Annotated in this window: 21 protein-coding genes and 1 tRNA gene; 5 read left to right on the top strand and 17 right to left on the bottom strand. The window is 61.4% G+C overall.

The genetic code is table 11. The features are described 5' to 3' along the window. Positions 1-8: 8 nt before the first annotated feature. The 4 genes from RI518_RS04125 to RI518_RS04110 are packed head-to-tail and all read right to left on the bottom strand — an operon-like array spanning position 9 to position 4,169. Positions 9-1,571 carry a cytochrome bc complex cytochrome b subunit gene (locus RI518_RS04125; RefSeq protein WP_310671129.1) on the bottom strand — a complete coding sequence of 521 codons (1,563 nt, stop codon included), beginning with the start codon at positions 1,569-1,571 and terminating at the stop codon, positions 9-11. Positions 1,572-1,618: 47 nt separating this feature from the next. Beyond that, on the bottom strand, positions 1,619-2,686 hold the full coding sequence (locus tag RI518_RS04120) for a Rieske 2Fe-2S domain-containing protein (RefSeq protein WP_310670988.1): 1,068 nt from the start codon (positions 2,684-2,686) through the stop codon (positions 1,619-1,621). A gap of 32 nt (positions 2,687-2,718) precedes the next feature. After that, positions 2,719-3,516, bottom strand: coding sequence for a cytochrome c (locus RI518_RS04115; RefSeq protein WP_310670989.1), 798 nt, complete (start codon positions 3,514-3,516; stop codon positions 2,719-2,721). Positions 3,517-3,539: 23 nt separating this feature from the next. After that, complete coding sequence (locus RI518_RS04110) at positions 3,540-4,169, bottom strand: heme-copper oxidase subunit III (RefSeq protein WP_310689430.1); 630 nt, start codon at positions 4,167-4,169, stop codon at positions 3,540-3,542. 70 nt (positions 4,170-4,239) lie between these two features. On the opposite strand from RI518_RS04110, the gene trpD reads away from it, so the two are divergent. Continuing rightward, positions 4,240-5,307, top strand: coding sequence for an anthranilate phosphoribosyltransferase (trpD, locus tag RI518_RS04105; protein WP_310689429.1), 1,068 nt, complete (start codon positions 4,240-4,242; stop codon positions 5,305-5,307). A gap of 120 nt (positions 5,308-5,427) precedes the next feature. Here trpD and RI518_RS04100 read toward each other — a convergent pair whose 3' ends face one another. Genes RI518_RS04100 through RI518_RS04090 form a run of 3 tightly spaced genes read right to left on the bottom strand, consistent with a single transcriptional unit; the run spans position 5,428 to position 7,654 of the window. Continuing rightward, positions 5,428-6,393, bottom strand: coding sequence for a PfkB family carbohydrate kinase (locus RI518_RS04100; protein WP_310689428.1), 966 nt, complete (start codon positions 6,391-6,393; stop codon positions 5,428-5,430). Then, positions 6,390-6,884 (bottom strand): NUDIX domain-containing protein, encoded by a 495-nt coding sequence (locus RI518_RS04095; RefSeq protein WP_310670994.1) that lies wholly within the window; start codon positions 6,882-6,884, stop codon positions 6,390-6,392. Before RI518_RS04095 ends, RI518_RS04100 begins: the two co-directional genes overlap by 4 nt. Before the next feature lie 2 nt (positions 6,885-6,886). Continuing rightward, positions 6,887-7,654 (bottom strand): SDR family oxidoreductase, encoded by a 768-nt coding sequence (locus RI518_RS04090; protein ID WP_310670995.1) that lies wholly within the window; start codon positions 7,652-7,654, stop codon positions 6,887-6,889. Between the two features lie 79 nt (positions 7,655-7,733). Between RI518_RS04090 and RI518_RS04085 the strand changes: the two genes are divergently transcribed. Next, positions 7,734-8,480, top strand: coding sequence for a glycerophosphodiester phosphodiesterase family protein (locus tag RI518_RS04085; RefSeq protein WP_310670996.1), 747 nt, complete (start codon positions 7,734-7,736; stop codon positions 8,478-8,480). Here the strand turns inward: RI518_RS04085 and lnt are convergent. The 9 genes from lnt to RI518_RS04040 form a co-directional block, all read right to left on the bottom strand. Continuing rightward, positions 8,473-10,041 (bottom strand): apolipoprotein N-acyltransferase, encoded by a 1,569-nt coding sequence (gene lnt / locus RI518_RS04080; protein WP_310689427.1) that lies wholly within the window; start codon positions 10,039-10,041, stop codon positions 8,473-8,475. The genes RI518_RS04085 and lnt overlap by 8 nt on opposite strands. A 10-nt stretch (positions 10,042-10,051) precedes the next feature. Continuing rightward, entirely contained in the window at positions 10,052-12,484 is a 2,433-nt protein-coding gene (locus RI518_RS04075) for a DEAD/DEAH box helicase (protein ID WP_310670998.1), read from the bottom strand. Beyond that, positions 12,477-13,274, bottom strand: coding sequence for a twin-arginine translocase subunit TatC (tatC, locus tag RI518_RS04070; protein ID WP_310670999.1), 798 nt, complete (start codon positions 13,272-13,274; stop codon positions 12,477-12,479). Before tatC ends, RI518_RS04075 begins: the two co-directional genes overlap by 8 nt. A 2-nt stretch (positions 13,275-13,276) precedes the next feature. After that, entirely contained in the window at positions 13,277-13,474 is a 198-nt protein-coding gene (tatA, locus tag RI518_RS04065) for a twin-arginine translocase TatA/TatE family subunit (protein WP_310671000.1), read from the bottom strand. A gap of 57 nt (positions 13,475-13,531) precedes the next feature. Further along, positions 13,532-14,524, bottom strand: a complete 993-nt coding sequence (locus tag RI518_RS04060) for a WYL domain-containing protein (RefSeq protein WP_310689425.1) — start codon at positions 14,522-14,524, stop codon at positions 13,532-13,534. Further along, positions 14,514-15,497 (bottom strand): WYL domain-containing protein, encoded by a 984-nt coding sequence (locus RI518_RS04055; RefSeq protein WP_310689424.1) that lies wholly within the window; start codon positions 15,495-15,497, stop codon positions 14,514-14,516. Before RI518_RS04055 ends, RI518_RS04060 begins: the two co-directional genes overlap by 11 nt. A 67-nt stretch (positions 15,498-15,564) precedes the next feature. After that, complete coding sequence (locus RI518_RS04050) at positions 15,565-16,551, bottom strand: FKBP-type peptidyl-prolyl cis-trans isomerase (protein ID WP_310689423.1); 987 nt, start codon at positions 16,549-16,551, stop codon at positions 15,565-15,567. A 7-nt stretch (positions 16,552-16,558) separates the two neighbouring features. Then, positions 16,559-17,629 carry a tRNA (adenine-N1)-methyltransferase gene (locus RI518_RS04045; RefSeq protein ID WP_397428158.1) on the bottom strand — a complete coding sequence of 357 codons (1,071 nt, stop codon included), beginning with the start codon at positions 17,627-17,629 and terminating at the stop codon, positions 16,559-16,561. Beyond that, positions 17,602-18,282 carry an HAD family phosphatase gene (locus RI518_RS04040; protein WP_310689420.1) on the bottom strand — a complete coding sequence of 227 codons (681 nt, stop codon included), beginning with the start codon at positions 18,280-18,282 and terminating at the stop codon, positions 17,602-17,604. The genes RI518_RS04045 and RI518_RS04040 overlap by 28 nt, the downstream gene beginning before the upstream one ends. 96 nt (positions 18,283-18,378) lie before the next feature. Here RI518_RS04040 and RI518_RS04035 point away from each other — a divergent pair, with 96 nt between their 5' ends. Continuing rightward, a complete protein-coding gene (locus RI518_RS04035; RefSeq protein ID WP_310671007.1) occupies positions 18,379-19,248 on the top strand; it encodes a PAC2 family protein in 870 nt (289 codons plus the stop codon). Between the two features lie 10 nt (positions 19,249-19,258). Here RI518_RS04035 and RI518_RS04030 read toward each other — a convergent pair whose 3' ends face one another. Beyond that, positions 19,259-20,113: an undecaprenyl-diphosphate phosphatase gene (locus RI518_RS04030; protein ID WP_310671008.1), complete on the bottom strand. Its 855-nt coding sequence runs from the start codon at positions 20,111-20,113 to the stop codon at positions 19,259-19,261. Positions 20,114-20,241: 128 nt separating this feature from the next. On the opposite strand from RI518_RS04030, the gene RI518_RS04025 reads away from it, so the two are divergent. Together RI518_RS04025 and RI518_RS04020 are read left to right on the top strand one after the other, a co-directional pair. Beyond that, positions 20,242-20,330, top strand: a tRNA-Leu gene (locus tag RI518_RS04025). A 116-nt stretch (positions 20,331-20,446) separates the two neighbouring features. Then, entirely contained in the window at positions 20,447-21,217 is a 771-nt protein-coding gene (locus RI518_RS04020; RefSeq protein ID WP_310689419.1) for a hypothetical protein, read from the top strand. Positions 21,218-21,219: the final 2 nt, after the last annotated feature.

Here is a 21,219-nt window from a genome sequence, read left to right as displayed (position 1 = left end):
GTGTTGATCTAGTGGGGCTGCTTTTCCAGCTCTTTCTGGGACACCGGGCTGACCCGGTCTTCAAAGAACCAGTTTGAGGCGGCCGAGCGAAGACGGCGACCCACGGTGATTTTGCCCTTCTCGTTGGGCCGAACGGGAAGCGGTGTGTACTCCTCGTAGTCGAGCAGCTTCCAGCGTTCGTGCTCATCGAGCTGTTCGTGAACCTCGATGTATTCACCGCCGGGCAAGCGCACGATCCGTCCGCTCTCGTATCCGTGCAGCGCGATTTCGCGGTCCTTGCGCTGCAAGGCCAGACAGGTGCGCTTGGCGATGATGTGGGCAAGAATCGGTCCCGCGATCAGCAGAACCTGCAAGAAGGTGATTACGCCTTCAATGCTCATCCTGAAGTGGGTGGCGATGAGGTCCGAGCTCGCAGCCGCCCAGAGCACCCCGTAGAAGGTGACACCGGCGGCACCGATCCCGGTGCGGGTGGGGGCGTTTCGCGGACGCTGTGCGATGTGGTGCTCGCGCTTGTCCCCGGTCACCCACGCCTCGAAGAAGGGGTAGAGGAACACGGCAGCGAGGAACACGATCAGCAGCAGGGTCGGAACAAGTACCCCCCAGGCCCAGGTGTAGCCAAACCAGACCGTCTCCCAGCCTGGCGGAATCAGCCTCAAGGCACCATCGGCGAAACCGATGTACCAGTCGGGCTGGGTTCCCGCTCCGACAGGGGAGGGGTCGTAGGGGCCGTAATTCCAGATCGGATTAATGGTGAATGTTGAGGCCATCAGCATGATGACGCCAAAGACGATGAAGAAGAAGCCTCCGGCTTTGGCGGCGAATGTCGGCATCACCGGTGAGCCCACAACGTTGTCGTTGGTGCGTCCCGGACCGGCGAACTGGGTGTGCTTGTTGACCACCAAGAGCACCATGTGCAGCGCCAGGGTGGCGATCAAGATCGCGGGCAGGAGCATGATGTGCAGGATATAGAGCCGCGGAATGACTTGATCACCCGGGAATTCGTCCCCGAAGAGGAGATAGGAAATCCACACCCCAATCACCGGGAATGCTTTGACCATTCCATCGATAATCCGCAGACCGTTTCCGGAGAGCAGGTCGTCCGGCAGTGAGTATCCGGTGAAGCCCTCGGCCATCGCGAGGACGAACAGTACGAAACCGATGACCCAGTTCAACTCACGCGGCTTGCGGAATGCTCCCGTGAAGAACACCCGCAGCATGTGCAGTCCGATCGCGGCGATGAATAACAGCGCGGCCCAGTGGTGGGCTTGGCGCATCAGCAATCCGCCTCGGATGTCGAAGGACAGGTCGAGGGCGGTGTGGTACGCGATGGCCATTTCAACGCCCTTGAGCGGCAGATAGGAGCCCTCGTACTCGACCTTCGTCATGGACGGGTCATAGAAGAAGGTGAGGAAGGTACCGGTGATGAGAATCACCACAAAGCTGTAGAGGGCGACCTCTCCTAGCATGAATGACCAGTGGTCGGGGAAGATCTTCCGGCCGAGGGTTTTCACCGCGACCGAAGCGCTGGTCCGGTCGTCGATGTAACTCGCTGCCGCACCCGTAAACTTCATGCCCTTGCCGGGCTCTTGTTTCTGCTGTTCAGTGTTCGTTGCGACGCTCACAGTTCACGCTCCCAGAAGCTTGGTCCAACCGGCTCAGTGAAATCACTTTGTGCTACTAAATATCCTGCCTCATCAACGGTGATAGGAAGCTGAGGAAGGGGCCTGGCGGCGGGTCCGAAGATGACCTCGCATTCGTTCGACACATCGAACTGTGACTGGTGACAGGGGCACAGCAAGTGGTGGGTGTGCTGCTCATAGAGCGCCACAGGACAGCCCACGTGGGTGCAAATCTTCGAATAGGCGACAATGCCCTGATACGACCAGTCTCTGCGCTCTTCCGAAGCGTTCAGGTCTTCGATGGGCAAGCGCATGAGCAATACGGCCGCTTTGGCTTTTTCTTCCAGCTTGCCCGACTTGGTCTCTTTCAGCCCTTCGGGGATGACGTGGAACGCGGAGCCAATGGTGACATCGGCCGCTCGAATGGGCTCACCGGAGGGGTCTCTGGTGAGCCGCACGCCCTGATCCCACATGGTCTGTTTCATCTTTTCTGTGGGGCTTGCCGCCGGAGCAAGGTCCCTAAACAACACGACAGCGGGAATGGGGGTAGCCAGGAGGGCGCCGATCAGCGAATTGCGCACCAGAGAGCGACGGGTGAATCCGCTTTCCTTATTAGCGTCGGTGAAAATTTGGGACGCTTTCTCCCGAGTGTCGTCGTCACCCCTAGTGGGGTGGCGCTCTTCGATCATCTCCTCATCGGACATGAGGTTCTTGGCCCAATAGACGGCACCGAATCCGATCCCGAGTAGACCGAGCGTGATTCCCAGACCAATGAGACCGTTATTGAGCCGCACAGAGGTCATATCGCCGGGAATGATGGGGAAAATGACGTAGGCGACCGTGGCGAAAATACTGCCGACAACGGATAGGCCAAAGAACATGGCGATTCGCCGCTCCGCGGTGCGGGCCGCTTTCGGGTCTTTGTCCGTAATACGGTGCTCTTCGTCAGGCAAGCCGGGATTCTGCGGCGCGTCGGAGCGCTCGAGTGCAGAGCCGGGTTCTGGCTCGTAGCTCTCGTACGCATCGCTCTCGTATGCGTCGCCGTGTTCCTCAGGCTCTTTCGCCATCCGAGTCTCCTTCGTGAGTTAAATCGAGGGGGTCAATGGGCTTTGGCGGTAAGCCAGATCGTGATGGCGATCAGCACACCGAGTCCAATGATCCAGACGAACAGACCTTCGGCCACCGGGCCGATACTTCCGAGGCTGAAGCCTCCGACTGAGGGGTTGTTTTCCACGTACTGCAGATAGGTGATGATGTCGTTTTTGTCTTCGGGGGAGAGGTTCATGTCGCTAAAGACCGGCATGTTCTGTGGACCCGTGACCATTGCCGCGTACACGTGGATGGGCTCCACATCGACCACCGCGGGGGCCCATTTACCCTCGGTGAGTGCGCCTCCGGCTCCGGCTACGTTGTGACACATCGCACAGTTAATTCGGAAGAGTTCTGCTCCCACCGCGGCGTCGCCGTCACCGGCGTAGTAGCGAGGATCGGGGAGAGTGGGCCCGGGGGCCAGCGCCTGGACATAGGCACCCATGGCGTCAATTTGCGGTTGAGTGAACTGCACCGGCTTTTTCTCCGCCTGGGGGCCAGAAGCGGCCATGGGCATACGGCCTGTGCCCACTTGGAACTCCACCGACAGTGCCCCGACACCGATCAGGCTTGGACCGGCTTCGGTTCCTTCCGAGTTGGTGCCGTGACAGCTCGCACAGTTTGCGAGAAAGAGTCGCTCGCCGTCTTCGACCAGGCTCGCACTGGGGACCGGCGCTTCTTGTGCGCTCGCGATTCCCGCGGTGGTCGCCGAATACGCGCCGCCGGTCACAAACAACCCGAGAACCAACAGGGCAATACCCGCGAGCGGGTGTCGGCGGCCTCGGCGCTGGTGCTTAGGAGAAGTCATCGTGTCCTTTGAGTCTCGTGGGGTTATTGCAGTACGTAGATGACGAGGAATAGACCAATCCACACCACGTCAACAAAGTGCCAGTAATAGGACACCACAATCGCGCTGGTCGCCTCGCGGTGTGTGAACACTTTCACGGCATATGCCCGGCCAATTACCAGCAAAAAGGCAATCAAACCGCCGGTGACGTGCAGACCGTGGAAGCCGGTGGTCAAGTAAAAGGCTGAGCCGTAGGCATCAGAATTCAAAGCCAGGCCTTCACTCACGAGCACGGCATATTCGTAGACCTGTCCGGCAATAAAGATTGCGCCCATGAGGTAGGTCAGGAAGAACCACTCGATCATTCCCCATTTCGTGGGGGAGGCTCCCGTTGCGCGGGGCTGAAGCCGCTCCGCGGCAAACACCCCAAACTGCGCCGTCACGCTCGAGAGCACCAGGATGGTGGTGTTCACCGCGGCGAAGGGAACATCGAGAAACTCAATGCGCGACTCCCACAACTCCGGGGAAGTACTGCGCAGGGTGAAGTAAATCGCAAACAGCCCGGCGAAGAACATCACTTCGCTACCCAGCCAGACGATCGTTCCTACGGCGACAGTGTTGGGCCGGTTGATCGTGGGCTGCATGTTTGCACTAGTCACTGTAGTCACCCCCATATTATGCCCGATGTCTCTGGGAATCGTGGACCAGAAACCCCGCGACAGTGGCACAAAGTAGGCTGTGAATATGTCGACTGCGTCACGAACATGGCCGGAAATACTCCAGCACATTCTCTCGCCAGCCGATCTGTCGGTCGCCGAGGCGAGCGAGGCGATGGCTCAGGTCATGGCGGGTGGAGTCAGTGACGCCCAACTCGCCGCTTTTCTCGTGTCTTTGCGCGCCAAGGGCGAGACGGTTGACGAAGTGGTGGGCTTTCGCTCCGCCATTTTGGACAACGCGGTGGCGTTGGATGTGCCCCCCATGGTGCTCGATATCGTCGGCACTGGGGGAGACCCTTACGGTGCGGTAATCAACGTGTCATCTATCGCGTCGATCGTGGCGGCAGCGGCAGGTGCGCCCGTCGTAAAGCACGGCAACCGCGCCGCAAGTTCTGCCTCAGGTGCCAGCGATGTCCTGGGCCAGCTGGGCGTCAATGTGGATCTCACGCCCGAGCAGGTCGCCCAGGTATTCCACGAAGTGGGGTTGACCTTTGTTTTTGCCGCAAAGTTTCACCCCGGTTTTCGACACGCAGCCACCGCGCGGAAAGAAATTGGCATTCCCACCGTGTTCAATATCCTGGGTCCGCTGTGTAACCCGGCGAGACCGGAAGCGAGTGCGGTGGGTGTGGCCACTCTTGAGCGGGTCCCGCAGATGGCGGGCGTTTTTCGCACAAGAGGGGCGACTGCGTTGCTCTACCGTGGCGACGACGGCATCGACAAAATGACGACTACCGGACACAGCCGCGTGTGGGAGGTGACCCGCGGCCAGGTCATTGAGCACGTGATCGATGTGGAAGAACTCGGTTTGCCAAAAGCCCGCATCGAGGACCTTTTGGGGGAGAGTCCCGAACACAACGCCACTCTGGCACGCTCAGTGCTCTCCGGGGATCGAAGCCCAGCGCGGGACATCGTGGTACTCAATGCCGCTGCAGGATTGACATCTTTTGCGCTTGCGAAGAATCCCGCTGAACACGACCGGCCACTCCGGGAACGCCTCAGGGAAAACATTGAACGCGCCGAAGGCGCAATTGACCAGGGTCTGGCGCAGTCGACTTTCGATTCGTGGGTATCGGCCACCCAGTCGTTCGCCAGCTGACGTGCGTGGGCCCCAGCAGCCGCGGGGAGAGGCTCCCGCGGGCACCGAGGCCCCGCCATCGCTAAACTGACATAATAAGTATTATCGGTTAATACTAGTCCCGTTGAGTAACGTGTGTCCCTACAGGTGGGCGCCCGCGGCGATGACTTCTTCGGCGCTCGGCATTGCTATGGCGCCCCCGCGACGCGACGTGCAAATTCCGGCCACCACCAATGCCTTAGACACAAAGTCCTGCCAGCCCTGGTGATCAGCGGGCACGCCGTGTGCGGCAAGTTGGTGGATTATGGCGGCCATGGTGGCGTCGCCTGCCCCCGTAGTGTCGATCACCGGCAGTACTCCGTGGAGCGGGATGTCGGTCTGTTGTTCGTGACTGTAGAGGGTGACGGGCTCGCCCCCTCGAGTGACCAGCACCGCCTGGGTGGGTCCATCCAGTGTGGCCCAGGCGATCGAGTCGGCAGATTGCGCGGGATAGGCGGCTTCAATGTCTTCAATGCTGTACTTCACAAAGTCCGACTGGTGGATGAGAAAGCCCAAGCGCCTGCGATATTCGTCCCAGTCGGAGACCATTTTGGGTCGCACATTCGGGTCAAAAGTCTTAATTCCCTCGGCGACGCTGAAGCACTCTGACACCGCTTCAAAAGTCATATCTTCCAGCACGACTAAAGAACCCGTGTGGACGACGGCAGCCGAGGCAACCTGTCGACGATTGGCCGTCGCCGGCGGTAGTAAACCGTAGGAGGCGGGAGCGGCATAAAACGCATACTGTGGCTCGGCGTTGACAAAAGACGTCATCGCGATCGTCGTATTGATCTCCCCCACGTCCACGCTGAGGTCAACACCCACGCCCTGCTCGCTCAGGAAAGCCTTGAGCTTTGCCCCCAGGGCATCGGCGGCGAAAGAGCCCGCAAATTCCACCGGAGAGCCAAGCCGCGCGGCTCCCACGGCGACGTTCATGGGACTGCCACCCCACGCGGCCATGTAGTGGGGTTGGGCCGCTTGGCTGTGGGTCCCTTCGCTCGCCGAATCACCAGTGGTCTCGATCATGTCGACCAGTGCCTCGCCGATACTGACAATGTGTCCGCTCATCGGATCTCCCCCACTATCGTGTTCGCTTCTTCGCTCGCCCTCTGGCCCACACCCTCGCCCATCAGATCCGGTAGCTGACGGGGTTCAAAAGGCTCCTTGGTGGCCAAGAGCTCCTCGCGAGTCCACCACCGCCACGCGGTGACGTCAACCTGTTCGGTGTCAGACCACCCCGAACTGTCGGGCACAAATTCGTGATCGGTGTAGGCGACAAAATATTCCTGGTGGGCACCCGGGTAGATCGCTTCGTCGTAGGGAAGCGAGACGTCTTCAACCCAGACCCGGGGTCCTACATGGTCGAGGACAAGACCGGTTTCTTCCTGGACCTCACGACGGGCGGCCTCCTCGTGGGTCTCACCGGGGTCCACTCCCCCTCCGGGTAACACCCAGCGCGACCAGTTACTCGAATCAGGTGCACGAGTAAAGAGCAGCAGAGTCTTATGTTCCGGGGTGAGCAAAAGCACTCGACTGGTGGGTCGAAGCGCGGCAAACACTGCTAGTTGCTGGGGCTAAACGAGCTGGTGTCGCCCACCAGTCGGGTGTGGTCGTCGGGAATGTCGTCGACGATGGCGCGGGTCACTTCCGCGGCAAACTCCTCGACGTTGTAAATCTTGCCCGCCACTTCTTTCCGCTCGTCGAGAGCGCCGGGGTGCATCCGATTGAGCAGCGTCGCCGTGACGGTGCCCTCGATCATGTCGCCGGAGACGACCACAAATCCGACCTCTTTAGCCTCCAATTCGTCCTTCATCGCCCGCAGTGCATCCTCACCGGCGCGTTTTGACAGCGCGACCGGGCGATATTCGGGCATCGTGTCGACATCGCGGATGAAGTGAGCCTGGTGGCTGGTGATGAAGACAACTCTGCCTCCGGGCGCCAGCAGTGGCAGGGCGGCGTTTAACAGGCCGACCTGGGCATCGCGGTTGAGTTTCATGGCGTAATCCTCAGCGACGTCTGGCTCCATGCCACCTGAGGCATTCAACACGAGAATGTCTAAGCCGTTGAATGTATCGCGCAGGGTGCCCATCATTCCCAATACGGCAACCGGGTCGGTCAGATCAGCGCCGATGACAATGGCCTCTCCCCCGGCGTCGGTAATCTCTTGGGCAATTTTTCCCGCCCGAGCTTCCTTGTTGCGGTAGTTGATGGCCACTTTCGCGCCAGCCGCAGCGACGTACTGGATGACTTGAGCACCAATACCCCGGGACGAACCGGTCACGAGGACCCGTTTGCCAACTAGTTCATGATTTTCTAACGGAGCAGACATGAAAAGAACCCTAGCAACCCCCGCGGACTACCCTGGACTGTGGCATACCCCGCGCACACAAATGAGGAGGGACGACAGGGTGTCATTTTTTCCCGACTCAGCTCAGATCGTCGTTGCCCACCGTGGCCTCGCGTTGGACTCCCCCGAAAACACAATCCCGGCTTTCGCCGAGGCGCTTCGTGTCGGCGCGGACGTGTTGGAAACCGATGTGCACGCCTCGGCCGACGGGGTGGCCATGGTGTCCCACGACCCCGATTTGATGCGAGCGGCCGGCAGGCCCGACCGGGTGTCGTCTCTTCGTCATCGAGAGCTGTCACGAATCGACCTCGGTGGAGCCACGATGCCCACTTTGGCCGAATTATTGGAGGAGTTTCCGGAGGCGAAATGGAGCGTGGACATTAAACACCCCTCCGCGCTGGAGCCCGTGGTGTCCACGCTGTTGCGCGCCCGCGCCACGTCGCGTGTGATGATCGCGACGTTTTCGTCGACAACCAGAGCCCAAGCACTCAAAGCCCTCTCCCCCATCATCAACTGCGCAACGAGTCAACAGGTCCTTCCCGCCTACATCGCCTCTCGCGTGGGGTTGCCCGGGGTTGCTCACCGTTCACTCGCGGGAGCACAGGCGGTGTTTATTCCGCCGCGCTGGCGAGGGCTAAACCTCATCACGCCGCGGTTTGTCACCGCGCTGTCACGCCAACAGGTCACCCTCGGAGTCTGGACGATTAATGACCCAGACCTGATGAAGGACTACTGGGCTCTAGGGGTGCGCGCGATGGTCACCGACCGGGCCGATGTCGCCGTGGAGATGCGCCGCACACTCAGTTGAGCCATTGTCGTCTCGCGAAGCCGGCAATCGCGAGAGCGCTCAGGCCGAGAGCCATGAGCCACCACTCCAGCTGTTTTCCCCACAGCGCCGCGGGGGTGCTGTGGGTGGCGATCGGCACACTCTCGATCATGTAGCCCTCGGTGTAGGTCGGCAGTTGATCGAGGGTGTCACCGTCTGGAGTGATGACTGCGCTGGTTCCCACCGTGGAGATGTTCACCACGCTTCGACCCAATTCGACCGCGCGGAGCCTCGCGATGGCCAGTTGCTGGACGCTCTGGTCGGTTCGGCCAAAGTCGGCATTGTTGGTAGGGGCGAAAATGATGTCGGCACCCTCATCCATCATCTGGGCGAAAATGGCGTCATCGACAATGTCGTAGCAGATGGCAATGCCGGCGGTGTGCTCGTCGATGGAGAACACGGTGTCGCGGCTACCAAAACTGTAATCCCTGGGCACCAGGTCGAAAAGGTCGGGCGCGAGGGGGTAAATCAGGTCACGCCAGGGCAAGTATTCGGCGAAGGGCACCGGGTGGATCTTGTCGTATTGATCGGTTGCCCCTGATCCGCCACGGCCATCTTCTTCCCACAACAAGACACTGTTGAATGTTTCGTCACCGGATCGGGTGATCGCCCCCACGACCAACGGTGCAGCCATTTCGCGCACCACTTCGTCGGCCACTGCGGCCGCCATGTCATCGCGCAGGGGGTCGATATCGGAGGCGTTTTCTGGCCACACCACCACGTCCACGTCCTCACCGTAGAGGCGTTGGGTCACCCGGTGATGGTCGCGCAGGTTATCGCCGCGCTCGTACTGGGCAAAAAGGCCCGCATCGGCGTTTCCCTGGATGGCGGCAACACGCAGATGGTCGCTAATCGGAGTCGGAAAAGCAGGCCACACCACGAGGGTGGTCACAATGCCGAGGGCCAACACCGCACGGGAGGCTCGAGCGAGTCGATACTCCAACCACAGAGCCACTGCACCGGCGGCCAGCCAGGCGAGTATGAAGCTGAAGACTCCAGGGCCCACCCACGCCACCAGATGCGTCAGTGGCGTCTCAGACTGACTGTGGGCGAGACGGGCCCAATTAAAGCCCCCCGAGGGCCACACGGCAGAAATCGATTCGCGCAGCAGCCAGATGCTCGCCAAGACCGTCGGCACCATCCCCACGCGTCCCACGGGAGTCGGCCACAGCGCCGGCACCCAACGCCAGGCGAGGGTGAGAAGGACAAAACCGAGTGCAAAAAAAGCGGTCTGGGCGATGGTCAGCGCAATCCACGGCACAGGACCCAGATACACGGTGAGCCACCAAATGTGGATGCCGTAGTAGGAAAAGCCGCCGAGCGCTCCCACCAGGAGAGAAAACGGGACGCTTAACCCTCGGGCGGCAAAGATCATCAGCGATGCCCCCACCAGTGTGAGCGGCCACAGGTTCACATCCGGGTGCCCCAGGTCCATCACCCAACCGGCGACTCCGGCGAGAAGTAGCGACACGAGGGGCGGCAACGCCTCGCTCCCCCGGTGACGGGTGCTCGCTCGTGCCCCTGTTTGATCCACCACGCTCACAACCGAAAGCTTAGACAAGGCTGCTCAGGGCGACGATTCCCCGAAAGACTTGGGCTTTGGCCTCCATCGCACGCTTGCCGACCGGCCCGGTATCGACCTGCTCGATGTGGTCCAAGACGTCGACAACCTGTTTACACAGGCGCACAAAATCTCCCACCGCGACGTCGTCTTCGCCGATGACGGCGGCGAGATCGGCACCCGAGGCCCACTCCCACATCGCCGCGGCGCGATGGGCAGAGAGCGGATCGGGTCCCGTCAACTGATGACGGCGCTCGAGGTGATCCAGCCGCTCCCACAACTCCTCGGTGTGGCTCAGTGCACCACGAAACGGCCCCGGAGGAAGCTCTGAGGGTTTGGGGGGCATCTCATCGGCTCGCCCCTCGTGAACCAGCACCGAGACCATGGCGGCCAGGCTGGCGGGGTCCAACTCGGTCCACAACTGTCGACGAAGCGCTTCGGCGGTGAGCAGGTCGCGCTCGCCGTAGATGCGTCGCAGGCGCTCCCCGTGGACACTCAGCGTGTAGTCGTCCTCGCCGGGTCGAAGGTAGTCGAGCTCCTCCAACACGGCGACGACGCGGTCAAATACGACGCTGATTGCCCCGGTGCGCAGGTCGATTTGTCGACGCATTTTGTCCGTTTCGCGCTGTAAGCGCCACCAGCGCTCCGCCCAGCGCGCGTGCGATTCCCGGTCTGGACAGTGGTGGCAGGGGTGTTTTTTGAGCTCCACGCGCAACGCGTCGATTTCGCTGCGCTCAGAATCATCGGAGGTGCGCCGCAGCGCTTTTTCTCGATCAGACAGCGCGCGTCGAAGCGTGGCGTAGTCGGGAAAATGGCCCCGATCGCACTGGATGGCCTCCTCGTAACCGGCCAAGGATTCTTCGTTCCGGCGCACATTTTTCGCCATCTCCACCACGTGGCGATCGGCTTGAAACTGCGCGAAAGAACTCTCCAGGATGGTGCGGGTAGGTTCGTGACCGAATTGGGCGATGAGGTTCACCGCCATGTTGTAGGTGGGGCGGAAACTCGAGCGCAACGGGTAGGAGCGTTTTGAGGCGAGTTGAGCGACCTGTTCGGGGTTCATCCCGGGCCGCCAGGTAATCACCGAGTGGCCTTGGGTGTCGATGCGCCGCCTCCCGGCGCGCCCCGTCAGTTGGGTGTACTCCCCCGCCGTAATGGGCTTTTTCGATTCGCCGTCAAATTTTTCCAACTTCTCCAACACCACGGTACGCGCGGGCATGTTGATGCCCAGCGCGAGTGTCTCGGTGGCAAACACAACCCGCAATAGCTTGCGCCGGAAGGCCTCCTCAACGACCTCTTTGAACACCGGTAATAGACCCGCGTGGTGCGCGGCGACGCCCCGCAGTAGTCCGTCCACCCAGGCGTGGTAGCCCAAGACGCCGAGGTCCTCCTCATCGAGTCGTTCGCATTTTTCTTCGACCAGATCGAGAATCGCCGCTTTCTCTTCGGGACTGGTGAGATCCACCCCGCGATCGAGTGCGGCTTGGACGGATTTATTGCAGCCGACTCGGGAAAATACGAAGAAGATGGCGGGAAGGAGGTCTTCGCGCTCCAGCATCCCAATGACCTTCGCACTGGAGACCCGCGGTGTCGTTGACTGGTCATATCCGCGCCCTCGGCCCCGGCGCGCCCCACGACCGTAGTGCTGGCGGGTGCCCTGGTTTCGCTGCAGCGTGTGGACCAGCTGGACGATTTCGGGGTTGACCTTGGGGGTGACCCCCAGAGTGTCGCTGCGAAACAGTGGCACCATGCGCTCACCCACGAGCATGTGTTGGTAGAGCGGGACGGGTCGCTCTTCGCTGACAATGATGTCGGTATCTCCGCGCACGGTGTGCAGCCATTCGCCAAATTCCTCCGCGTTGGACACGGTGGCGCTGAGTGAGATCAGTTGCACCGAATCGGGCAGGTGGATGATGACTTCCTCCCAGACGGCCCCTCGGAAACGATCGGCGAGGTAGTGCACCTCGTCCATCACCACGTACGCCAAATCCTCCAAGAGCTCACTGTGGGCATAGAGCATGTTGCGCAGCACTTCGGTGGTCATGATGACCACGCGGGCGTGTGGGTTAATGCTGGTATCCCCGGTCAGCAGGCCAATCTGTGACGCGCCATACTCCTCGACCAGTTCGGTGTATTTCTGGTTCGACAGCGCCTTCATCGGCGTGGTGTAAAACACTTTGGCCGTCCGCGTCTGCAAAGCCAAGAAGATGGCAAATTCCGCCACAGCGGTCTTTCCGGCACCCGTGGGGGCCGCGACGAGCACGCCCCGGCCGGCCTCGACCGACTCACACGAGGCGATCTGGAACGGGTCCAAATCGAAGGCGAGGCTCTCGCGGTAGGTGGAAAGCCCCGGCGAATGGCTGCGTTTGGTGGCCGCCCGATAGCGCTCCGCGGGAGAGAGTTTCGCGGAAGAGGGGTCAGCCACCGGATCTGCCCTCCCGGGTTGCCGCGTCACCTAGGAGCAGTGCCGTCTTTTTCGCAGCCCGACGGTCGTGAAGCCAGGCGATCAAGGCCGCCAGGTAGTAGAGGGCAATAATCGGAATGGCGAGTAACACCATTGACACGACGTCGGCCGCTGGGGTGGCAATCGCGGTAAAGAGCGCGATGAGCACGATGGCGATACGCCAGCCCTTGATGATGGCGCGCGCGCTCAGCACACCGAGAACGTTCAGCACCACCAGAAATACCGGTAAGACAAACCCGACGCCGATGGCGACCACGAGCTTCAGCGCGAAGTCCAGGTACACCCGAGCGGTGAGCAGCGTCGCCGATTCTGCGGGGGCAAACCCGGTGAGCAGGATGACGATGTTGGGAAGGACAGTCCACCCGGTGAAGACTCCGGCGAAAAACAGCGGCACAGCGGCGGCGAGGAAGCCCAACACCACCCTCTTCTCCTGGGACATCAGGGCGGGGACAAAATAGGCCCAGATTTGATACAGCCAGACTGGTGCGGACAAGACGATGCCGAGTGTCAGTGCGATAGCGATTCGAGTATCGAAGGCCTCGCTCACGCTGGTGTAGTTAATCTCCGCGTTCCGGTCGCGCTCCTGGGCGATTTCTAGCACCGGATCTGACAGCGCGGCCCAGACAAAGTCGGCTAAAAACCAGCCTCCCACCCCGGCGAGGACAACGGCGACGGCACTGATGAGGAGGCGCTTGCGAAGCTCAACGAGGTGTTCCGCGAGGGACATCCTGGCCCCATCGGATCTGGCCACGGCTAGTTCTTCGGAAGTTCCTGCTCGTCGGAAGGTGCCGCCTTGTCCTCGTCGTCAGGCTGCGCCTTGACTTCGGATTTGAAGATTTTCATGGACTGACCCAGGCTCCTGGCGAGTGCGGGCAATTTGGGCGCACCAAAGAGCAAAATGATGAGCACTAACACGATGAGGCCGGTCCAGCCCCCCAAATTGCCACCCATTATCTGCTCCTCTTTCGTCCGACTGTTGCGGTCTGCCTGGAGTGTAACACCGGGGCCTTAAGCTCCTTCGGAGCCTGCCGTGGCCCCCAGCGCGCGCGAGGCAAAGTCCACTACCGCCGCTCTGGCTGATTCCGGGCCGCGCACGCGAACCATGCCCGGGTGGGAGCAGACAAAGCGCACCAGAGCGTTTTCGTGGGCGAAGGGAATGGTGGCCACGAATACGTCACCCTCCTGCTCGGGCGGGTTGTGTCGATCGAGATATTCGGCGATCAGGGGCAGTGCGTGGCGATCGCATTCGATGACCACCTGGAGATCAGCCGACGACGGGTCAAAAATCTGCCACGACTCGGGTTGATCCACATCCGGATGGCTCCACACCGCAGACTCCAGAGTGTCCACGGCGTTCATACGATCGAGCCGAAACACGCGCAGAGCCTCTCGAGTGTGACACCATCCCCGCAGGTACCAGGTGTTATCCCTCGCCTCGAGCGCGATGGGGTCCACACTGCGCCTGGTCGACTCACCCGAGGTGGTGACGTAGTCAAAACTCACCTGAGTGCCCGCGGCAATCGCCGCGTCGAGGACGTCTCTGGTGGCATCGACCGGCGCAGATTTCACCACCAGGGTGTCACCACCCACGTTGCCCGAAAGCGCCCGAAGTTTGCCGAGGAGTCGCTGAACGTCACTGCGCTCGCCGTATCGAGGGTGGGCGGCGAGGTACTGCAGCCCGGCGATGAGTGCGGCGAGTTCGCGCGGCGACAACCGGGGTTGCTGGTCGATGAGGATGGTGTTTTCAAAGCGAATAACGCCCTCACCTTCCAACGCATCCCAATCAATATCGAACAGATCGGCGTGCAGGTAGGCAGACGAGTCGCCCGGGATTCCCGCGCAGGCGATGAGCTCGACGGCCTTTCTGATGTCTTTTTCGCTGCGGCCAAATTGTGTGGCGGCCTGCTCGATCGTCACCTCGCCTCGATCCATTACAAACGGAACGAGGGCGAGAAACAGCACGAGGTTTTCCCCGGCCGCGTGTGAGGTGTTACCGGCCATGCTGGGCCACCACCGTATTCAGGGCCTCACGGTGTGCCATCTGGACCGCCTCGGGAGCGATAGAGCGAATGTCGGGTCCGTAGCCGGCCAATTCGACCCCCAGCGACACCGCATCGGTGAAATGCACGAGCACACTCTCACCCTCTGTGGAACTTCCGGGGCGATGGGCGAGCTCCAGCGCGGCGATACTTCCGGGTGTGACCTCGATGCGGGCCTGCTGTGACCAAAACAACTCGTCCAGCTCGGCCGTCATCGACTCGATTTGACCGGCGGCCGCGCTCCGTGCGGGCACCTCCAAGGCGGTCACCGGGCTCACAATGCGTCGAAGCAGAAAAGTTCGCTCCGAACCGCCTGGCTCTTCCACGCTCAGGAGGTGCCAACGGTTTTCGTGGAGCACCATGGACAGTGCGGAGACTGTTCGAGTCTTGGGCTGGCTCTGTCCGGGAGTGAGATAGTCAAAGCGCACCTGGTAGCCCTCGGCTACCGCGCGACGCAGAGTATCCAACGCGGGGTCTCGCGCGGTGATCATGGGAAGAAAACCGACCAGTGGTTCGTCCACCAACACGCCATAACCGGCGAGCTTTGTGTGAGTCAGCCGAGCTTCGACCGAGAGACTGCCCTCGCGCCACACCGCGGCCGCAGTGTTGAGCAGGCGAATGTCTTGTGCGTCTAACTGCCACCCCCGAGGCGGGTCGTACTCGGTTTTGGGGATGCGATAGAGCGTGGCCTTGTTGTTGCCCTGATCTTCTGCGGGGACGTAGGTCTCGAGGGGAATTCCCAATTCCCGCACGATGTCCTTATCGCGCTCGAAGCGCCGTTCGATGGTGGCCCGCTGTGCTCCCGCGTCAATGTCTTCCCGGTATCCGCGTACCGTCTGGAGAATGTGTTCTTTGGAGAGACCCTGCGTGGTCGCCATTAACGCCAGAATCAGGTGAAAGAGTCGATCCTCTGGTCGTATCGTCTGGGCAGCCACGGGCACATCCTACGCAACGCTCCGGTGTTCAGGCACTCGCGCTCACCGTTGGGGATACGCAGAGTGGTTAGCGGATGCCGAGGACGTCGAAGACGTAGACCAGGGTGGTCCCTTCGGGCACTCCCGCCGGACCGGCACCTTCTGGGTAGCCGGCGCTCGGGGGAACCACGATGGAGACCTGAGAGCCCACGGTCTGGCCGACGAGTCCGTCGTAGATACCGCCGATCACCCCTTCGGGTGCGTCGCCACTCGAGCCATCGACGAGGAGCACATCGAGGGGCGTTTGCTGTTCAAAACTCGAGGTAAACATCTGCCGGGTTTCCCACACCACTCCGGTGAAGTGGACGACCGCGGCGTCTCCGCTCGCTAGAGGTGGGCCGTCACCCTTCTTCACGGTGTAGACCTGGAGGTCTTCTGGCGGTGCACCCATCGGAAGGGTGACGCCGTGAAAGCCTTCGGGATGGGTGACCACCATGGGTGAACCGGATTGGGAGGCGAGCGGCCTGCCGTTTGCTTGGCTGAGGTAGGAGCTGACCACATCGACCACGATGACCGCAGTGGAGTCGTTTTGGACGAGGTCATCTTCGGGCACTGGGCCAAACACGCTTTCCACCGTGTCGGTCACCACAATGCGGTCACCAGCCTGTGCACACTGCAATGAGCGGGAAAAGAAGTCTTCACTCTCGGGGTCGACCACTCGGCGCACGGACTCTTCGTCGGTGAAGCTACTGGCGGTCAAGAGTTGCCCATTAGCGCCGAGGAAGGCCGCGATGTGAAAGTCGACGGCCGCGCCGGCGCGAGCGATTTCGCCCTCGCCTTCAACGGTTGTGGATATTTCTTTGCCGTCGGTTATGAGCGGTGTGGGGAAATCCACGACGGGTGGCCTGCCCGGACCCTCGGGATCTTCCACGCTCACCAGACTTGAGGCTTTACCGGCCGTCGCCACCGGTTCACAGCCGGGGTCACCGGCGGTGATCACGGCCACTCCCCCGGCCACGACACCCACACCGATCAGACCCGTAATGGCAATAGACAGCCCAGAAATTCTTGTCATGAGGCCTCTATTCTATGCCCGCTGGAGAGTCGCCGAGGTCGCCAGAACCGCGACCCGAGCGGGTGTCCTCGACAGGGTGTGTGGGCTCTGCCCGGCGGGCTTTGTCGGCTCGTGCGGTGCTCTCTCGTTGGAGCTGTCGAATCTTTTTGGCCGTTTCGGTGCGCTGGCCGACCGCGCCGGGTGTCCAGGCTTCGATGTCCTCAGCCAAATAGTCGGGCTTGACTTTTTTTCCCGGCCGCACCGGCAGTGTGGCGCCGGGGGCGAGTGTGCGCGCCCAGCACAGAAAAGCGGTGTGTCCGATCATTCGATGCTCTGGGCGCACCGCGAGACCTTCGACGTGCCAGGGTCGGTTCAGCGTTTCCGAGGCTTCGGGCTCGGTGGTGCGCTCGGTGTCGCGAAGCGCTTCGATCACACGAGAGAGCTGAGTCACGGTCGCCACGTAGCAGAGGATGACCCCTCCGGGGACGAGGGTGCGCAGGCTCTGCTCCAGGCATTCCCAGGGTGCGAGCATGTCGAGAATGATGCGATCGACAGAATGATCGGGCTGATCGGCGAGGACATCGTTGAGCTCACCTGTTCGAATATCCCACTGTGCAGGCGGTGACCCGCGGTAAAAGGTCTCGACGTTGCCGCGGGCAATCTCGACAAAGTCTTCTCGCCGATCGACTGACACCAGGGTGCCTTCGGGGCCCAAGACGCGATGCAGCCACAGGCTGAGCGCACCAGAGCCTAAGCCGGCCTCCAGCACCGTCTGGCCTGGATGGATATCGGCGCGCTGGAGAATCTGAGTGGCGTCTTTGGGGTAGATAATCGCTGCCCCTCGGGGCATCGACAGCACGTAATCTTCTAAGAGAGGGCGCATCACCAGGTACTCCACCGCCTGTTCAGTGCTCAGCACGCTGCCCTCGGGCAGGCCAATCAGGGCGTCGTGCGAGAGTGAGCCCCGGTGTGAGTGAAATCGCCCACCGGCCTCCAGGACGAAAGTGTGGTGTCGACCTTTCGGGTCGGTCAGGCGCACCACTTCACCTGCTTCGAGCAGGGTGCTGGGACTCACCCCGCGTCCTCGCGGCGTTGCCATTCACGCTCAATATCGTCCAAGGTTTTGTGCTCCATCGAGTCCCACCGGCTGTGCACGTAGGTGTCAGGAATGTCGATGTGCAGGGGGATTCCAATAGTGAGGGCTCCCGAAGAGTAGGCGGCTGCCGCACCGAAGACCGAATCTTCGAACGCGACCGACTGGTTGACATCCACACCGAGTGCTTCGGCTGCCCTCAGGTACGCCTCGGGGTTGGGTTTTGGCTGCTCGACATCGTCACCGGCGATCACAAAACCGAAGGCCTCACGACCCAGTTCAGCGCTCATCGCGCGAGCAACGGTCAGGGCATTCTTGCGATAGGACATGGTGACCAGTGCGGTGGGCAGACCGTGCTCGAGCATCTGGCTGATCATTTCTCGTGCCCCCGGCCGCCAGGGGATCTGTTGCTCGAGGCGGCTCCTCACAGTCGCGCTGAGTCGGTCGATAATCTCTGCCTGGTCGAGGTCCACACCGGCGTGTTGGAGTGCCGTGGCGCTATCCCACAGGCCACTGCCCACCAGCGTGAGGCCTTGCTCGTGGGTCCACTCGCCCCCGAAGGATGCGACGAGAGCCATTTCTGCTTCCAGCCAGAAAGGCTCGCTGTCGATCAGGGTGCCGTCCATGTCAAAAAGCCCAGCGTTGATGCGTGTTGTCACAGTGAGCGAGTCTACTGGGCTGGTGAGACCACGAGGTGTCCGTGGTGTCGCGGGTAATCAGCGGCGTCTGCGCTTTCAGGGGTAGGTTGGAGGGGTATGACAGAGCGACCCATTTTCGAACCTCCGCACACTCTCTTGGTCGCGACCGAGGGCTGGAGTGATGCGGGAGAAGCCGCCACTTCTGCGCTGCGCATGGTGGTCGAACATTTCGGCCTGGTGCCCTATGAGGTCATTAGCGACGAAGCCTATTTTGACTACCAAGTCACCAGGCCTTTCGTGCAAATCGAATCCGATGGGTCTCGGGTGATTTCGTGGCCGGACATCACCCTCTTTGGGCCCGATCGCCACGAGGGTGACGGTGAGGGCCCTTTCGTGATTCTCGGGGCGGAACCTTCTCGCATGTGGCGTCAGTTGGCCGACCAGTTGGTCCTCCAAGCGCTCTCCCAGGATGTGGATCAGATGGTCCTCTGCGGGGCGATGCTGGCCGATGTGCCCCACTCCCGGCCCGTGCGAATGCTCTCGTCCAGCGAAGATTCTGACATCAGAGAGGCGATCGATGTCGAGCGCTCCAGCTATGAGGGCCCGGTAGGAATCTTGAGTGTGTTGGGCTTGCAAGCACAGGAGTCGGGTATCGCGGTGATGAACCTGTGGGCCCAGGTCCCCCACTACGTCCACACCTCGCCGTCGCCGAAGGCCACACTGGCGATTTTGGACCGACTACACGAATTGACCGGCGTCGATATTCCCCGCGAGTCTTTGGTGGAGCAGGCGGAAGTGTGGGAAGAAAACATCGATTCCTTGGCCGCTGAAGACGATGACATGCTCGCGTACATTCACCAGTTAGAAAAACAGCGCGACACGGTGGAATCGCCGGAAGCGAGCGGCGACGCGATTGCCAAAGAATTCGAGCGCTACCTCAACAAACGCCCCGACTGGCCGGGTGGTATCGCCGGCGGCGAAGGCTAAACGTCCGGAACTACCCGTCGAGGACTCCTGTGCCCAGCAGGATCAGCAGACCGCTGCCCAACACCACGCGGTAGAGGACAAAGGGCAGAAAGCTGTGTGTGCTGAGGTAGCGCATCAACCAGGCGATGACCGCAAACCCCACAACCCCGGCCGTGAGGGTGGCAATCAGTGTGGCCACCGGGTCAATGGGGCCGGCCGCGACCGGATCAAATAACGCGGTGCGCAGCTCATAAAATCCACTACCGAATACCGCCGGGATGGCCAGCAAAAATGCGTAGCGGGTGGCCTCCACGCGGGAGTAACCCAACGCACGTCCCATCGAGATGGTGGCCCCCGAGCGCGAGACACCGGGGATGAGGGCGAGTGTTTGAGCAAGTCCGTAGGCGAGGCCGTGGCTGGTGGTGAGGTCGTCGAGGGTGCGCGTTCGACGGCCCAGGTAGTCCGCTGCCCACAGAACCAACCCGAAGACGATGAGGACGGTGGCGACAAGCCAGAGTGAACGAAAGACGTCCCGAATGGCTGCCTGTGCGGTGTAGCCGACAATGACGATGGGGAGTGTTCCCACGATGATGAGCCAGCCCATTCGCACCGCCTGGCGCTCGGTGGCGTCCATCGCGGCGAGGGTGGTCTGTGGGCGCCAGAGGTGTCGAAACCAGGCGGCAAGAATTGCCCGAATGTCGCGCCAGAAATAGATCAACACCGCAATTTCGGTACCAATCTGGGTGATGGCGGTGAATGTGGCTCCCGGGTCGCTGGCTCCGGGGAGAAATTCTCCGGCGATACGCAGGTGTGCGCTGGAAGAAATGGGCAGGAATTCGGTGAGGCCTTGGAGGATGCCCAAAATAATGGCTTCGAGAATAGTCACCGGGCGCCCTCCATTGATTGACCCCTCCACGCTACTGCTTAGGGGTGGCCTGGCCGGTGATCTGCACCCCGGTATGCCCTGCGGGTTTAGTGGTAGTGTCTTCTCGGTCATCGGATTCGGTGTGCTTTGCGCGGGTGGCGGAATTGGCAGACGCGCTAGCTTGAGGTGCTAGTGCCCGATTAAGGGCGTGGGGGTTCAAGTCCCCCCTCGCGCACCAGAATTCACGGGGTCTCACACGCGGTGTGAGACCCCTGACTGTTTCTGGGGATAACTCCACGCAGTGGGTTGTCAGTGGACATTGACATAATCGAACAAATGTTCGAACATGGCTCTGTGTCTCCCCTCACTGTGTATCCGACTGCGCGTATCCGCCGCGAGCAGGTCGACGCCCTGCGCCAGCACATTCGCCACCTGGAATCGCCCCAATTAGACCAGCCCGCCTTTCCCAGCACAGCGGGTGTGGACAGGCTCTTTCCCGACGGTGGCCTACGTCGCGGTGCGGTCTATGAAATCTCTGAAGGCCGCTCACTGCTGTGGAATCTTTTGGCGGGCCCCAGTCAGGCAGGCCACTGGATCGCCATTGTGGGAATGGCCCATTTAGGCCTCCAGGCCGCCGCTGATGCAGGAGTGGATCTCGAGCGGCTCGTTCTCGTTCCCCACCCCGGTAGCAGTGGGTTTTCTGTCACCAGCACGCTGGCCGACGCCCTGCCGCTTGTCGTGTTGAGCCCCTCGACTGCGCTTCCACCACAAAGCCAGCGTGATCGTTTCCAGGCAAGACTCCGAGAGCGTGGGGCAACCCTTCTCATCCGCGCGACCTGGCCCGGTAGCGAAGGGCGACTCGCCATCACCCAGCGCAGCTGGGACGGCCTAGGAGACGGTTTTGGCCTACTCTCCCAACAACACATCACACTCAGTCACCAGCACCGCCGAGAAGCCAGGCCGCGCTACGTCGACTTATGTATTTCCGGTCGCGGTATCGACGTTCAGCACCGTGCGACAATCCGGCAGATTGGCGCAGGTGTAGAGCCTCACCGCGCCGCCGCTGTGGAGCACGAGCCTCTGATGGAGCACGCGGTGAGTGTGGTGGAGAAAGCCGCAGGGTAGCC

Source organism: Pontimonas sp. (genome assembly GCF_031581085.1).
Taxonomy (GTDB): Bacteria; Actinomycetota; Actinomycetes; order Actinomycetales; family Microbacteriaceae; genus Pontimonas.
The sequence above is the reverse complement of the archived record's forward strand: the minus strand, read 5'-3'. Positions and strand labels throughout refer to the sequence as shown.

Excerpts from the sequence above, each read along its gene's own strand:
- RI518_RS04125 (WP_310671129.1), bottom strand. The coding sequence starts at position 1,571 with ATGAAGTTTACGGGTGCGGCAGCGAGTTACATCGACGACCGGACCAGC.
- RI518_RS04120 (WP_310670988.1), bottom strand. The coding sequence starts at position 2,686 with ATGGCGAAAGAGCCTGAGGAACACGGCGACGCATACGAGAGCGATGCG.
- RI518_RS04115 (WP_310670989.1), bottom strand. The coding sequence starts at position 3,516 with ATGACTTCTCCTAAGCACCAGCGCCGAGGCCGCCGACACCCGCTCGCG.
- RI518_RS04110 (WP_310689430.1), bottom strand. The coding sequence starts at position 4,169 with ATGGGGGTGACTACAGTGACTAGTGCAAACATGCAGCCCACGATCAAC.
- trpD (WP_310689429.1), top strand. The coding sequence starts at position 4,240 with ATGTCGACTGCGTCACGAACATGGCCGGAAATACTCCAGCACATTCTC.
- RI518_RS04100 (WP_310689428.1), bottom strand. The coding sequence starts at position 6,393 with ATGAGCGGACACATTGTCAGTATCGGCGAGGCACTGGTCGACATGATC.
- RI518_RS04090 (WP_310670995.1), bottom strand. The coding sequence starts at position 7,654 with ATGTCTGCTCCGTTAGAAAATCATGAACTAGTTGGCAAACGGGTCCTC.
- tatA (WP_310671000.1), bottom strand. The coding sequence starts at position 13,474 with ATGGGTGGCAATTTGGGGGGCTGGACCGGCCTCATCGTGTTAGTGCTC.
- RI518_RS04060 (WP_310689425.1), bottom strand. The coding sequence starts at position 14,524 with ATGGCCGGTAACACCTCACACGCGGCCGGGGAAAACCTCGTGCTGTTT.
- RI518_RS04050 (WP_310689423.1), bottom strand. The coding sequence starts at position 16,551 with ATGACAAGAATTTCTGGGCTGTCTATTGCCATTACGGGTCTGATCGGT.
- RI518_RS04045 (WP_397428158.1), bottom strand. The coding sequence starts at position 17,629 with ATGGCAACGCCGCGAGGACGCGGGGTGAGTCCCAGCACCCTGCTCGAA.
- RI518_RS04035 (WP_310671007.1), top strand. The coding sequence starts at position 18,379 with ATGACAGAGCGACCCATTTTCGAACCTCCGCACACTCTCTTGGTCGCG.